This window comes from Natronomonas sp. CBA1123 (assembly GCF_009741925.1).
GTDB lineage: Archaea > Halobacteriota > Halobacteria > Halobacteriales > Haloarculaceae > Natronomonas.
In genome coordinates this window covers 16090-28383 of record NZ_WPCC01000002.1, presented here as the reverse complement: position 1 = coordinate 28383, position 12294 = coordinate 16090, and the positions used below count along the sequence as shown (strand labels likewise).

The window sequence follows — 12294 nt, the reverse complement described above, 5'->3', positions numbered from 1 at the left end:
ATCTTTCTAAATTCAATACGAAAGTAAAATTACATCCTCATTTATGATTATAGATTTGCATAGTATCTCGTATGTTCAACGACTGGCGATATAAAGTAGTAGAGAGACCAACCCCTGATGCTGTACAGACCATCAAAAATAACGTGAAAGGAATGTCTTCTCAAGAGGGAGGCTTCCCCGCAGAAACCAAACTTCACGGACGACTCGGTGGCGGGCTTTACGCTTACATATATCCGCTGCCAATAAGGCAGCTAGAGATACTCACAGAGAAGGAATACCACGTTGAAGTAGAGTACGGTACTTTGCTCAAGCATAAACCCAAAAATGAGTCGATTGTGAATCTGGGCGTGGCTGTTGACATCAGCACTCGAGTTTCTGGCGACATAATATGTAAACTAAACACGGGGAACGGGGAAGAACTAATCAATTGGATTCGTGAGAATTACGAATCTTTTCCACCTCTAGCTTACTGATTACATTCTATGTATCTCGCATCCCGTTCCTAGTAGGTATTGGGTAAGTCGGCCAGTTGACTGATACGAGAGTATTCTATACTGAGCGATTTGTGGGACGAGTCAATCACAGACGCCTCCAGATGAAACGAACTGGAAGAGTCAGTCGATAGAAGTGCCACAGAGAGCGGAGATTGTGTTTATAAAAGCCCGTATTAGCTTGCCCCAATCGTGATGCCCCATGTGATATTCAGTAGGCTATAATGAGTGGAATGGGAATCGAGTTCGAATGTCAATATGGTAAGAAAACATACTGGAACCCTGAGCAAGAAGCGGAGGCAGAAGTCCATCTCAGGTGTGATAACTGTGAATCTCTCTATGCACTCGCGATTACCCAACTGGTGGATGGAGCTACTCTGTAACGCATCTGTAATGACCGCAACCAGGGCAAGAAATGTCACCTTCTGATTGTCCTACAGGGCCGATGTTCTCTGTTTGGTGCCATCACACGTGGGACTCGGATGGAAGGTTCCCCGTCAATCTGCCTCATCAAGCGTTCCAGCGCCAACCAACACCGGCACGACCAAGCTATGAATCGGCGGCTCATCATCGTCTTGCTTGGCGAGTAACGCAGCGCGGAACCGTTCGTTCCGAATAGCAGCCTTCGACAATTCGCTTGAAGTCGCCACCGCCGCACCGGACTCGAAGGCATCATCAGACGCCGGAATCGGGACGAGATAGTCCGCCTCGAGGAAGGCCGGGTCAAGATGCCCGAACACGATCGAATCGTCGTAGCGACAGTACACGCCGGCGACGAGAACATTCTCAATACTGTCGGCAGTCGGTTGCCCGGTAGTGTCGAGATGCAACGCGAAAACAAGGGTGCCGGCCTCACTATCGGGGAGTCGAGCCACCGCCGTTCGGGCCGTCCGTAGCGGCTCCTCAACGGTGTCGTGCCACGTTCGCGGGTCGAAATCCGCCAAGGCTTGCGCCACCCCATGCGTAATTGTAAGATCGTCTTCGACGAGATGCGTTGACTGCGCTGGAACCGAAAATTCGCCCTGCACTTGCGCAATCGGCAGCCGTTGCCCCTCGTTGCGGAGGGACTCGGGATGGGCCAGGATCATCTGTTCCCGCCGGTCCGCGAGATCGATGTCATCTGCGAGTGGGAACCGTGCCGCGCTCAAATCCGGTGTGACGGCAAAGCGCGTGTCCTCAAATGTCGGGTCAACCAAGAACTCCGTGTCGTCGAACGTCGTCTTCCCGGTGAATCGTGCATCGGTGAAGTCCAGATGCCCCGCGAATGCGGCGCCGTCAAACCACACGCGGTCACCGAACGTACTCGCTCGAAACAGTGCCTTCTCGTCGAACGTCGCATCGCTGAAATCCGCCTTCTGGCGAACCGTCGCCGAAAACTGGAAGTGGACGAACGACGCGTCGGTACACTCACAGTCACCGTCGATGGTTGAGCCGTGGAGGAAGAACTGGTCCGTTGCCTCAATACCTCTGAGAACAAGATCGCCCTCGAATGCCGCATCCCGGAGATGAGCCATACCCTGAAAGGTAGCTCGGCTGAAATCGGCCACAGAACCGATCGTCGCATGTGTGAACCAGGCCTCTCCACCGAAGGCGACATCCGAGAACGATGCTCGGCCGTCACGGAGGGTCAGCGTTGCAAAGTCGGCCTTCGCTGTAAACTGCGTCCCATCAAAGATGGCAGCCTCGCCACCGACGGTGACATCCGAAAAGTTCGCTTCGTCACCAAACCGAGCGTCCAGCGCCGTCAGACTTCCACCGATTTTCGCGTGACTCCAATCGGTTTCCTCGCCAACCTGAAGTTTCCGTAACTCAACGCCCCCACCGATTTCCGCCGCAATACAGTCACATTCTGCATCGATACTCACGTCATTGGCGATCAAATCACCGGCCACGGAGAGACTCGTGGCATCGAGACTCCAATTAAACTCCGCGGCTTCCAGCGAAAACGTCCCGTCGACGGTCGTCCGAGCGATTAAAAGGTTCGACGCGAACGATGCTCGATCAAGGACAAGTGGTCCATCCACAGAGAGTCCACGGGCATCAACGTATCCGGTGTTCAGGTCGTTTGCGACGAGCCCGCCGTTGACACTTGCACCCCGGCAATGCATTCCGTCGATGTTGGCGCCAACTAGGCTCACCGGCCCTTGGAATTCCGCGTTTTCGGCGAGTACCGAGCCGGTAATCGACGCATTATCGAGTAACAACGGTACCTCGATCGTTGCATCGCTCAAGTCCAAATCGCCGTTGATGAGCGCACCGCGGAGATCGATTGGGTCACCTCCACTCGTCGTGACCGTCTCACCGGCGAGGTCAAGTCCTTCCAGCTGGCCGCCTGTAAACGTCGGCGAGACCGTCTCGGTGGCAAGTGCCTGTTGGAATTGTTCAGTAAACCGCTCGCTTGGGTATTCAGTCTCGGCTTGGTGGAAGAGACAGCGGCTTTCGTCGGTATCAGCTACCTCGTGCGGGCATGGTTCGTACTCGGGTCGAGTAACGTCCACCCGGTCATCGGGAGTTACACCACCTGGGGGATCGTAGACGTACGTACACTGCCTTGAGGAAGAGTGGGACATGATCCTTACTCGTTTGGCTGTCCAATTATAGCTGGGGGCGAACTCAGGCGAACGTCGTAATCGTGAGTCGGGCGTAGATCGGATTAGAGAGAAAACTCCAGCAGAAGCGGCGCGTGGTCGCTGCATCTGAAGCCCTCCTGATCGTACCAGCAGTGCTGTGCGTGCAGGTCACTTGACGCTATCAGATGATCGAATCGTTTGCCTTCCACGGCGGCTGGCGGCACTGTCAACGGCTCTGCTGTTTGTGTGGCATGGCTCACATCTAAGATATCGAGGTCGCCGTAGCCATGTTCCTCGCGAAACACATCCACCATTCCGTCGTCTTCCAACCCGCGGAGGATATTCCACTCGGCTTCGGTCCATCGGTCGGCAAGCTCTCCGTCTTCCTCGGCCCGCCATGGGATGAGAGTGCCATCCGCTAATTCACGGTCAGGGGCGTTGAAATCACCTGTGAGGATGCACGGTGGTTCACAACCCTTGCTGATTCTGTTGAACGTGTTCTCCAGAATCTTGATTTTCTCTTCGCCGTGCATGCTGCCCGGAACCGCCCGAATGTTCCAGATGTCAAGCGTCGACTCATCCACTTCGACCGTCGCATGCAGAATCTTCTCCGGGAAGTTCGTATCCCAATCTTTCAGATCGGTGTCTTCCCATGGCCCTTCTCGAATGCTTGGGTGCACTCGAGTGAGTGCGTTGCCACGACAGGTTTCATGTATGGCAGTGAGATTGCCATTCACGTGGTTGAAATCTTGGTGCGGCGGAACGTCGCTTTCTCCCAATTCTTCGGCCCAATCAAGCGTATGAACGAGATCAGTATAGCCAATCTCTGCCAGACCATCCAGCCATGTCTCCTGTCGGAATCGGTTGACCTCGTTCAGGGCGAGAATGTCCGGACAGTCAGCTGTCTGTTCGATGTACTGAATCTGGTTTTCGATGCGCTCGATCGGCGTATAGTAGGGGAACGCCCCTTGGACGTTCCACGATAGAATCTTCATTTGGCAGTGTGTTGACTCCCCACCACATTAATTCTGAAAGCCATTAATGATGAGTTCAGCCGATGTACTAACGGTAATCGCGAGATAGGAAAGTCGGAAGGCGGGTTACACCGGCGGTTCGAATTCAAGCGCCGAGTGATGGTAGGTGTACTGTTTTACACCGTCCGTTTCACACCGCCCCACGAGGTCTGCCGGCTGGACGTATGGCTGGTCGTCTTCGGAGTCGAACTGGTTGAGAAAGGCGACGCTTATGTCACGGTCGGCTTCATTTTCGTCGACCGCTACCACGACGGCGAGATCGGGGTCGTCGTATTCCGTCTTGATGACGTAGTCACCGGGCGCAAACGGATTGTCGGCAAACTCCAAGTTGGTGTGCTTGTAGGTGTAGAGGCCGATATCTTGATCGTCACAGTAGGAGGCGAGCTTGGCAGGGTGGATCGTTCTCCAATCCCCCGGCCCCTCGTCGAGCGAACTCGGGAACGCGACGCTGACTGCCTCACCATCCATCGTTTGTCCGTAGACTTGTCCCTCCTTTTCCGGCGGCAAGACCTCAACGACGACGGCGACAGATGCCTCCGAGTCGCCCGCCTTCTGCACTCGATCGCCTGGTGTGAACGGGTTCTGCGGTTTCTGGTTGAGATGTGCCGTGTTCGGGCCAAGTTCGTGGAACTCGTTCATCGGGCGGGCGGCGAGGTGGGCGAGCTTCTCTGGTTCCTCCCCGGAGTAGGCCGACTGCGTGCTGACCTTCGATTTGAGGGTCTCTGTCCGCTCCCATCCCAGCAGGATGAGCGCGTCCTCGTTGTCGCGGTGCCAGACCATCACGATGATGTCGTCGTCGGGATCGTTCTCAAGGAGGGCTGCAGGTCGAAATGCGGAGACGTCTCGCGAAGTCTTGATATCAACCTCGTAGCCGAAGACCTCGAAGTCATAACCCGAGAAGCTCTCGGGGTTACACCGGCGGATGGCGGCCTCGTTTTGCCACTCCCATAGCTCGACGGGCAGGTATTCACGACAGAACTGCTCAAAGGCGAGTTCGCCAAGGTTGCCGATTCGCTTCCCGTCGATGTCGTCGGCCCCCTGAATGACCGCCTGATGGTGCGCCCGTTCGCGGTCGATTTCGTCGGGCGTGTAGAGATACACGCAGGCGAATCGCCGTGATCTGTGATGAAAGTATCGTCAGGGACCTGTTCCCGCAGTAAACAATCAAAACCTCTTCAAAAGAGCTAGATCGATCCGGACTCTTCGTCGACCGTGATCGCTCAGACAGAGAGTTGGTGGTTGGCCTCGTAAGCGAGCGTGGCTTGGGCAACGTCGAGAGGTTCTGCCGCGTCGTTCGCCATGCGGTGGGGTCGTCTCAGCCCTCCGTCCCGCCGGCGTCGAGTTGCTGGGCGAGCTCTTCCGGTGGCACCACGTCACTCGGCCTGCCATCAACCGTCCTAACGGGCTCAGAAAGGGCGAGGGCGCCTCGGTCGCCGGGAGACTGCGTTTCCCGATCTCGCGGCGCAAAGCGCCGCGAACGTCCCCCGACCTCGCAAGCGACGCGAGAGCGAAGCTCTCGCTAGTCCTCAGGCATCGCCTGAGGGCACCGCAGGGACGAGGCGCGCAGCGGCGTTCTCGTGAGCGAAGCGAACGAGGGCCAGCGAGACGCAGTCGCGCGCGGTCGCGGGATGCCGAGCGGCCGAGGGCTTTCGAGTGCCGTCGCCGACGCTGGGTGTTCGGCGTCGCCACTCGAAGGCTGGTTACTCCTCGAGACGGTGGAGCAATTGCGTGACGTAGGGACTATTCTCCCAGCTCCGATGCGGGCTAATCGTCGTGATCAGCGTTCGAGCCTCTTCGGGGCTCAGATGTCCGTTCCGAGCGTATTCGACGATGAGGCGTGGTGTCGGGACGATCCGCGGCCCCTGAAGAACGGCGTGGATGAGCGGGAAGTTCGTTCCGCCGAATTCGTCGGTGAGAAACCCATCGACATCAAGCGCGTTTGCGAGGACGATGCCGTCGGTTTCGCCGTCGTCAAGGCCAAACGTTGGCCGCGAGTCTGGTGTATCCTCGCGTTCGTAGGGGTCGTCAATCGTGTAGTAGTCGCGGGCCGCGAGGACGTTGTTCGCAGCCGCGGCGTGGATATCCTGATACTGCGTGATATCACGGAGTTCCGCGACCACTTCTGGCGGCACGAACACCTCACACGAGGTGAGGAGATACTGGAACGGATCCGGGGTGTCGGTACCGACGGTCGCGTCGGCTCGGGGAACCGCGAGACTGACGAGCGCACTAGTGTCGGCGACAACCGTTCGCAGTCGCCGGCCGCTCATCGCTCGTCGTCGGCTCCGGTCTCGACCGCCGTCGCGTCGCCATCGTAGACGTCGACGTCGTCGGGGGCAGCGAGATCGAGTGGTTCATCCTCGAGATCCGCTTTGAGAAGACGGAGTCGCTGGGCAGTCTCGGCGCCGACCAGCTGCTTGACCGTCTCGAACTCAAGCTGGTCGTCGTAGTACTTCGTCGCGACGAGCTCCTGGAACGTCTCGCTATCGGCGGTGTCTTCGATGTACTCACGAATCGCCTCGACAAGCAGATCTGTCCGATCCTTATCGAAGAGCTCCGCGATCGCATCCAGTCGGTCGACGAGATACTCCGGAGACTGGAAATGGACCCGTCGCGGATCGTCGCTTGCGCTCATTCTATGTGCAAGTTCTGCACATAGAGTGATAACCGTTTCGGCGTATGCACAGAGCTTGCACATCGGAGCCTGACGGGACCGTCCAGCCAGTCTCAGCCGTCGCCCTGTGCGTTCAGCTGCTCGAGGAACCAGATTACTGCGGTCCCGATCCGAACGCCGTCGACGTTGCGCATCTCAAGGCCGTTCGTGGCGGTCCGGACCGGTTCGATGAGCGTCTGCTGCATCACTTGCACCCTGTGAGTTGATTCGGGAAATCCCTGAAACGCTTTGTTTCCACAAACAAGAAACGCACCACAGCGCGCTGATTGGGCCAGTTGCGAGAACATAAAATGGGTCGTTTCCGGAAACACCCCGGTTACGTTTTTTAGTACTAGCCAAAAAAACAGGGCTGTCAACAACAGATGATTCGTGATGCTCGCGTGCTTCGGGCCGGGTTCGTCCCTCGAGAAATCGAGCATCGCGACGCCGAGGTCAACCACCTCTCCAGTGTCCTCGAACCGATCACGAACGGCGATCCCGCCGATACCGCTGTCGTCACTGGGCCGAGCGGGACTGGAAAGACCTGTATTTCGAAATTCGTCACCGAGCGTCTTCGGGAAGAGGTCCTCGACGTTGAGGCCACCTACGTCAACTGCTGGCGAAACTACACCCGATTCCGAGCGCTCTACCAGATTCTCGACGACATCGGCGCGACTATCGACATCCACCGGCAGTCGACACCACACGACGAACTCATCGACCGCCTGCAGCAACACGACGGCCCCCGGACGGTCGTCATCCTTGACGAAGCCGACCAGCTCGAAGACCCAAGCGTCATTTACGACCTCCATAGCCTCCCGCAGTTCGCAATCATTTGCATCGCGAACAAAGAAGAGGAGCTGTTCAGCCGCGTCGACGACCGTCTCGTGAGCCGGCTGCGCTCCAGCGAACACGTCCGGATGGACAAATATCACGACGAGCAACTGTACGACATCGTGAGTGCCCGAGCGAAGTGGGGGCTTGAGAAGGACGTTGTCGACGACGACCAGCTCTATCGGATCGCCGATGCGGCCGCCGGCGACGCCCGCCTCGCCATCGGTATCCTGCGGACGGCCGCTAACAAGGCTGACCGCGAAAATCGTGGGCGGATTACCGATGATATTCTTCTGGACGCCGCCGAGGATGCCCGTGCCCAGATCAGACAGAAGAGCCTCGATTCACTCACGCCCCATCAGCGGACAGTCTACGACATCGTTCGTGACCGCGGTCCGCTCAGTCCAAGTGAGATTCACGACCGCTACAGCGAAGAAGTCGATGACCCCCGGACGAAGCGGACGGTTCGGTCGTATCTCTCCAAGATGGCCCAGTACAACCTCCTCGAAGCCAAGGGAACAAGCCGGGACCGAGAATACTCGCTTGTCGATTCGGCCGCCGCGTCGCCGGTGCAGTAATGCAGATGGGGCTTTCAGGAACGACCGACTGTTCGGCCTACGAGGGACTCCGAGATGTGCTGAAACGGCATCCAGTCACCACGAACGTCGTCTACAAACCAGACAGCATCATCAAACGGTCCCTCCAGGCAGGAATCGACCCCGACCGTATCGTTCCGCCGACCGGGCCTGAGATACCGACGCTGGATTCGAATGGCGGTTGCCGATGAGACAGCGTTCTATCGGATTCACTACGCCGACCCGAACGGGATTCAATTGTGGGTGGCACCGAGACGACGACTACTCAGAGCTTGGCCCACTGCATTTCCAATACGAAACTCCACAGCGCGAAGACGACGGCCACGAGCGGGCGCGGTTCAGCAAGACGGTTCCAACGGAAATCCTATGGACGGCACTCGAAAGACTATTCGAGGATCGAATACTGGCACTCACCGCCGATTGATGATAGATGAACGGGACTATGGCAGATTCAGACAGGCCAGAATCCTCACGCAAGTAATTATAAAATGGAGTTTCGGGCATCGTGCTGAATACGGGGCGTAAGTCACAGAACCCCCGATTACCCTCAAACCAAGCCTTGATTGTGAATCTCCGATTGCTGGATGGGACCTGCCATATCCGGGTGTGTACTCACCGTCAAAGCGGGGAGTCTTCGAGTAATGGCAACCCGAACTGGTTCCTCGGTCTCGACTGCCAGTTTCACCGACCAGCGGAGCGCAATCGGGTGTCTCATCGGGGCTTGGCTGCTTTCGGTGGTCACCCAGGGATACATCATCGTCCCAGCGAGCGTGCTCCCGATTATCACGTCGGAGTTCAGCGTCTCCTCCTCGACCGCGGTCTGGATTGTTAGTGCAACGCCCGGAGCGTGGGCGGTAACGAACTTCCTATTGGGTGCCGGGATCGACAGGTACGGCGACGTGACAGCGACGGTTGCCGCCACCTTCACCGTCGCTGGCGCATCGATACTCAGCTGGTGGGCCGGAGCGAACGGCCTGTTCTGGCTGCTCCTCGTGGCACGTGTCATCGCCGGTGCCGGTATCGGAGTCATCTGGACCGCATCGGCAAACGTCGTCGGGCAGGTGTTTACCCACGACACTCGGGGGACGGCGCTCGGACTGTTCACGACGAGTGCGCCGGCCGGGTTCGCTCTCGCCCAAATCGTGACACCAATCGTCGCGCGCTCACACGCCTGGGCAGCCACTTTCCTCATCGTAGCGCTGTGTGCCGTTGCTGCACTGGCAGTGTTCGGGGTATCGCTTCGGTTCGTTCAACGACAGCCACGGGAGACCTCCGAAACCGCGATTCAGAACTTCTCACAGGTGCTCCAATCACGACCCGTGCGATTCGGCTGTGTTCTGGCCTTCGCGGCCTACTCCCTGTACCTGTTTATGAACAGTTGGATGCCGACGTACTTGTCTCAGAACTTCAGCATCTCGCTGGGCCTCAGCGGCCTGCTAGCCTCGCTGTTTCCAGCAGTGGGCGTCGTTTCGCGGGCGGGCGGTGGCTACCTCTCCGACCGGGTGCTCGGGCGGCGCCGGCTACCAGTCATCAAGGTCTCGTTCCTGGTGGCCCTCCCCGTTGTACTCCTCATCGCTCGCACGTCGAGCGTTCGGCTGATTGCGCTCTTACTGGTCGTCTCCGGGTTCGTCATCCAACTCACCTTCGGGGTCGTGTACACCTACGTACAGGAGTCGGTGGACCTGGACGTGTCGGGGACCGCCCTCTCGTTGCTCGGAACCGCAGGTGTTTCCGGGGCATTCAGCGCACCGCTGGTCGCGGGCGTATTAATCGACACGACGGAGACGTACACCAGCGCATTCGCCTATGCGGCCGGAATCGCCGTGGTGGGCCTCGTCCTTGCCTGGTTCGCCCCCGAATCGTAGCCACGTCACTTCGGTGACCGTTATCGCGTTTCGCTGGGGTTCGGCTTGCCGGCGGCGACCGGTCACCGTTCGTCGTTCTGTCCGAGCAGTATCGCCTCTGCCTTGTGCAGGTGTTCGTGGAGAGTCGAGGTCGAAATTTCGAGTTCCTCAGCGATTTCCCTCGCCGAAGCTTCCTTCGGATAGTCGTAGTACCCCTCGTCCCGAGCGAGGCGAAACACCTCGAGTTGCCGCTGGGTCAGCCGCTCGGTCGGCAATGCGTTGGCTCCCGACTGCCAAGTGGAGTTCGTGATTTTGCGGACGTTGATGTCCGCATCCCGCTCGTCACGCACTTCGTTGAGTTTCGACTGGACGGTTTCGCGGTCGTGGTTCGTGGCAAGCGACCAAAATTCCCGGCCGTCTCTGATGTCGATTGGCCCGGCGCAGACGAACCCTCGTGACATCAACGCGTTGGTAATCTGCTTTCGACCGTCGTGGTCGACGAGCAGGTCCCGCATGGCATTGCCCGGTACAGGGGTGGTCGCGTGTCGGTATGTCGGATTCATCTCCGAGACGGCGTGGACGTACGGATAGTCCGCGATGTAGTCGATAGCCGAGTCGATGGCCGCCTGCGTGTCGGCATGCAGCGTGAACAGCGTGCTGACTCGCTCCCCCGTCGTGTAGATGCCGTACCCGAGCATACCCACGTCGAATCGCTCCGTCGTTTCGATTTCCCAACAGTCCGGATACCACAAATCCAGTGAGATGTGGACGGCGCCGTCCGTGCTGGCTGGGTCGGTCATTATCGTGGACCATTTTCGCTACAGAATAATCGAATTGTCGGTCAGTAAAGGGTTGCCGGGACCGGCCAGTGCGAACGATGAGGGCAGCCACGAACCTCCCGATTCGGCAAGACAGTCGGTGTCGAACCAGATATAGCGCACTACACCAAGAATATGGTAGTATACCTGAAATATATTGGTGGACAGGGAGACGTTCGAGTTGTAATGGGTTCGCATCGAGAAAACAGCGCAGGATTCAGTCGGTCGGTTGTGTCAGGGACTGTTCAGCGCTTGCCAACGGACAGCATTCCGTGGGAACTGGCTGACCCGAGATGGTTGCTGGACGACGGAACTGGAGGCTTAGTCGCCGATGACCGAATTCTGGGATAGAGTCGAACCAGCACTGCTAATCGGAACAACCCCTCAACAATGACTGAGTATGGTAACAAGACCGGACGAGAGGACGACGACCACTCATCGCCAGAGCTGACCTTCTCGCTTACTGGGCTGTATCAGGGCTACCTACAGTGTGTCCCCATAGCGCTCGGGGTCGCGGGCTACGGAATCTTATTCGGCGTGTTGGCCCGGCAAGCGGGACTCACACCGTTCGAAGCGACCCTGATGAGTGCGACCGTACTCGCCGGTGCGGCACAGCTAATCGCCGTCGAGCTGTGGAGTTCACCGGTGCCCGCGGTGGCGATACTTCTGACGACGTTCATCGTGAACCTTAGATACGTCCTGATGGGTGCGGCGTTGCGGCCGTGGTTCAGCAAACTCACGCCGCTGCAGGCCTACGGGAGTATCTTCTTCACGGCCGACGAGAACTGGGCACTCACGATTAAGGAGCTGCGTGATGGCAATCAGCAGGGTGCCTTCCTCCTCGGAAGCGGCCTCGCTATCTGGTCGTTCTGGGTCGTGGCGACGATTGTGGGGTCGACGGCTGGAGGGGTCATCGACGACCCATCAGTGTACGGCCTGGATTTCGTTCTGACGGCCGTGTTTCTGACGCTCGTGGTCGGGTTTTGGGAAGGAACCGAAACCGCTCTTTCGTGGAGCTTCGCGGCGGGAACGGCGATACTGGGTTTCATGTGGCTTCCCGGACGGTGGTACATTTTGATTGGCGGACTCACAGCGAGTCTCATCAAGGTGATGCGGTATGATTGAAGCCTCGGTTATCCCCGTCTCGATTATCCTCGGGATGGCCGTCCTCACCTACGTGACGAAGGCAGGAGGACTCTGGGTATTAGAGCAAGTAGAGCTATCCGACCGTGCGAAATCCGGGCTGGAAGCGTTACCCGGAGGTATCATCATCGCGATTCTCGCCCCGGAACTCCTCCAAGGAGGTCCACCAGAATGGGCTGCTGCAGCGGTTGTTCTCGTCGTCGTTCGCCGCACGGACAGTATCCTGTTGTCCCTCGGCACCGGCATCTTCACCGTCCTCGTGCTTCGCAGGGCCGTCGTGATACTCTGAGCTGTTTTTCGAGCTCGAAGAC

At 58.0% G+C, this 12294-nt stretch carries 13 protein-coding genes; 6 read left to right on the top strand and 7 right to left on the bottom strand.

Annotated elements, in window-relative coordinates:
* Positions 1-71: 71 nt before the first annotated feature.
* Entirely contained in the window at positions 72-473 is a 402-nt protein-coding gene (locus tag GJ631_RS01565) for a hypothetical protein (RefSeq protein WP_156707471.1), read from the top strand.
* Between the two features lie 515 nt (positions 474-988).
* Here GJ631_RS01565 and GJ631_RS01560 read toward each other — a convergent pair.
* From GJ631_RS01560 to GJ631_RS19145, 6 genes are all read right to left on the bottom strand, one after another.
* Entirely contained in the window at positions 989-3187 is a 2199-nt protein-coding gene (locus GJ631_RS01560) for a pentapeptide repeat-containing protein (RefSeq protein ID WP_156707470.1), read from the bottom strand.
* Positions 3145-4056, bottom strand: coding sequence for an endonuclease/exonuclease/phosphatase family protein (locus tag GJ631_RS01555; RefSeq protein WP_156707469.1), 912 nt, complete (start codon positions 4054-4056; stop codon positions 3145-3147). Before GJ631_RS01555 ends, GJ631_RS01560 begins: the two co-directional genes overlap by 43 nt.
* 105 nt (positions 4057-4161) lie before the next feature.
* A complete protein-coding gene (locus tag GJ631_RS01550; RefSeq protein ID WP_370518526.1) occupies positions 4162-5196 on the bottom strand; it encodes a hypothetical protein in 1035 nt (344 codons plus the stop codon).
* A 599-nt stretch (positions 5197-5795) separates the two neighbouring features.
* A complete protein-coding gene (locus GJ631_RS01545) occupies positions 5796-6365 on the bottom strand; it encodes a hypothetical protein (protein WP_156707468.1) in 570 nt (189 codons plus the stop codon).
* The gene (locus GJ631_RS01540; protein WP_156707467.1) at positions 6362-6730 is read right to left on the bottom strand and encodes a hypothetical protein; all 369 of its coding nucleotides are present in this window, start codon (positions 6728-6730) and stop codon (positions 6362-6364) included. Before GJ631_RS01540 ends, GJ631_RS01545 begins: the two co-directional genes overlap by 4 nt.
* Before the next feature lie 92 nt (positions 6731-6822).
* Positions 6823-6954 (bottom strand): hypothetical protein, encoded by a 132-nt coding sequence (locus GJ631_RS19145; RefSeq protein WP_255453889.1) that lies wholly within the window; start codon positions 6952-6954, stop codon positions 6823-6825.
* A gap of 177 nt (positions 6955-7131) precedes the next feature.
* Between GJ631_RS19145 and GJ631_RS01535 the strand changes: the two genes are divergently transcribed.
* The 3 genes from GJ631_RS01535 to GJ631_RS01525 all read left to right on the top strand — a co-directional run bounded on the left by GJ631_RS01535 (position 7132) and on the right by GJ631_RS01525 (position 10043).
* Complete coding sequence (locus GJ631_RS01535; RefSeq protein ID WP_156707466.1) at positions 7132-8160, top strand: Cdc6/Cdc18 family protein; 1029 nt, start codon at positions 7132-7134, stop codon at positions 8158-8160.
* Positions 8161-8165: 5 nt separating this feature from the next.
* Positions 8166-8369, top strand: a complete 204-nt coding sequence (locus GJ631_RS18390; RefSeq protein ID WP_197424706.1) for a hypothetical protein — start codon at positions 8166-8168, stop codon at positions 8367-8369.
* 450 nt (positions 8370-8819) lie between these two features.
* A complete protein-coding gene (locus tag GJ631_RS01525) occupies positions 8820-10043 on the top strand; it encodes a nitrate/nitrite transporter (RefSeq protein WP_197424705.1) in 1224 nt (407 codons plus the stop codon).
* A gap of 62 nt (positions 10044-10105) precedes the next feature.
* Here the strand turns inward: GJ631_RS01525 and GJ631_RS01520 are convergent, their stop codons facing one another.
* On the bottom strand, positions 10106-10822 hold the full coding sequence (locus GJ631_RS01520) for a helix-turn-helix domain-containing protein (protein WP_156707464.1): 717 nt from the start codon (positions 10820-10822) through the stop codon (positions 10106-10108).
* A gap of 408 nt (positions 10823-11230) precedes the next feature.
* Between GJ631_RS01520 and GJ631_RS01515 the strand changes: the two genes are divergently transcribed.
* Complete coding sequence (locus GJ631_RS01515) at positions 11231-11965, top strand: AzlC family ABC transporter permease (protein ID WP_156707463.1); 735 nt, start codon at positions 11231-11233, stop codon at positions 11963-11965.
* Positions 11958-12272 (top strand): AzlD family protein, encoded by a 315-nt coding sequence (locus GJ631_RS01510; RefSeq protein ID WP_156707462.1) that lies wholly within the window; start codon positions 11958-11960, stop codon positions 12270-12272. The genes GJ631_RS01515 and GJ631_RS01510 overlap by 8 nt, the downstream gene beginning before the upstream one ends.
* The last annotated feature ends 22 nt before the right edge of the window (positions 12273-12294 follow it).

What these genes read in the sequence shown, in the direction of transcription:
- GJ631_RS01565 (WP_156707471.1), top strand. Translation starts at nt 72, where the DNA reads ATGTTCAACGACTGGCGATATAAAGTAGTAGAGAGACCAACCCCTGAT.
- GJ631_RS01560 (WP_156707470.1), bottom strand. Translation starts at nt 3,187, where the DNA reads ATGCAGCGACCACGCGCCGCTTCTGCTGGAGTTTTCTCTCTAATCCGA.
- GJ631_RS01555 (WP_156707469.1), bottom strand. Translation starts at nt 4,056, where the DNA reads ATGAAGATTCTATCGTGGAACGTCCAAGGGGCGTTCCCCTACTATACG.
- GJ631_RS01545 (WP_156707468.1), bottom strand. Translation starts at nt 6,365, where the DNA reads ATGAGCGGCCGGCGACTGCGAACGGTTGTCGCCGACACTAGTGCGCTC.
- GJ631_RS01540 (WP_156707467.1), bottom strand. Translation starts at nt 6,730, where the DNA reads ATGAGCGCAAGCGACGATCCGCGACGGGTCCATTTCCAGTCTCCGGAG.
- GJ631_RS19145 (WP_255453889.1), bottom strand. Translation starts at nt 6,954, where the DNA reads ATGCAGCAGACGCTCATCGAACCGGTCCGGACCGCCACGAACGGCCTT.
- GJ631_RS01535 (WP_156707466.1), top strand. Translation starts at nt 7,132, where the DNA reads ATGATTCGTGATGCTCGCGTGCTTCGGGCCGGGTTCGTCCCTCGAGAA.
- GJ631_RS18390 (WP_197424706.1), top strand. Translation starts at nt 8,166, where the DNA reads ATGGGGCTTTCAGGAACGACCGACTGTTCGGCCTACGAGGGACTCCGA.
- GJ631_RS01525 (WP_197424705.1), top strand. Translation starts at nt 8,820, where the DNA reads ATGGCAACCCGAACTGGTTCCTCGGTCTCGACTGCCAGTTTCACCGAC.
- GJ631_RS01520 (WP_156707464.1), bottom strand. Translation starts at nt 10,822, where the DNA reads ATGACCGACCCAGCCAGCACGGACGGCGCCGTCCACATCTCACTGGAT.
- GJ631_RS01515 (WP_156707463.1), top strand. Translation starts at nt 11,231, where the DNA reads ATGACTGAGTATGGTAACAAGACCGGACGAGAGGACGACGACCACTCA.
- GJ631_RS01510 (WP_156707462.1), top strand. Translation starts at nt 11,958, where the DNA reads ATGATTGAAGCCTCGGTTATCCCCGTCTCGATTATCCTCGGGATGGCC.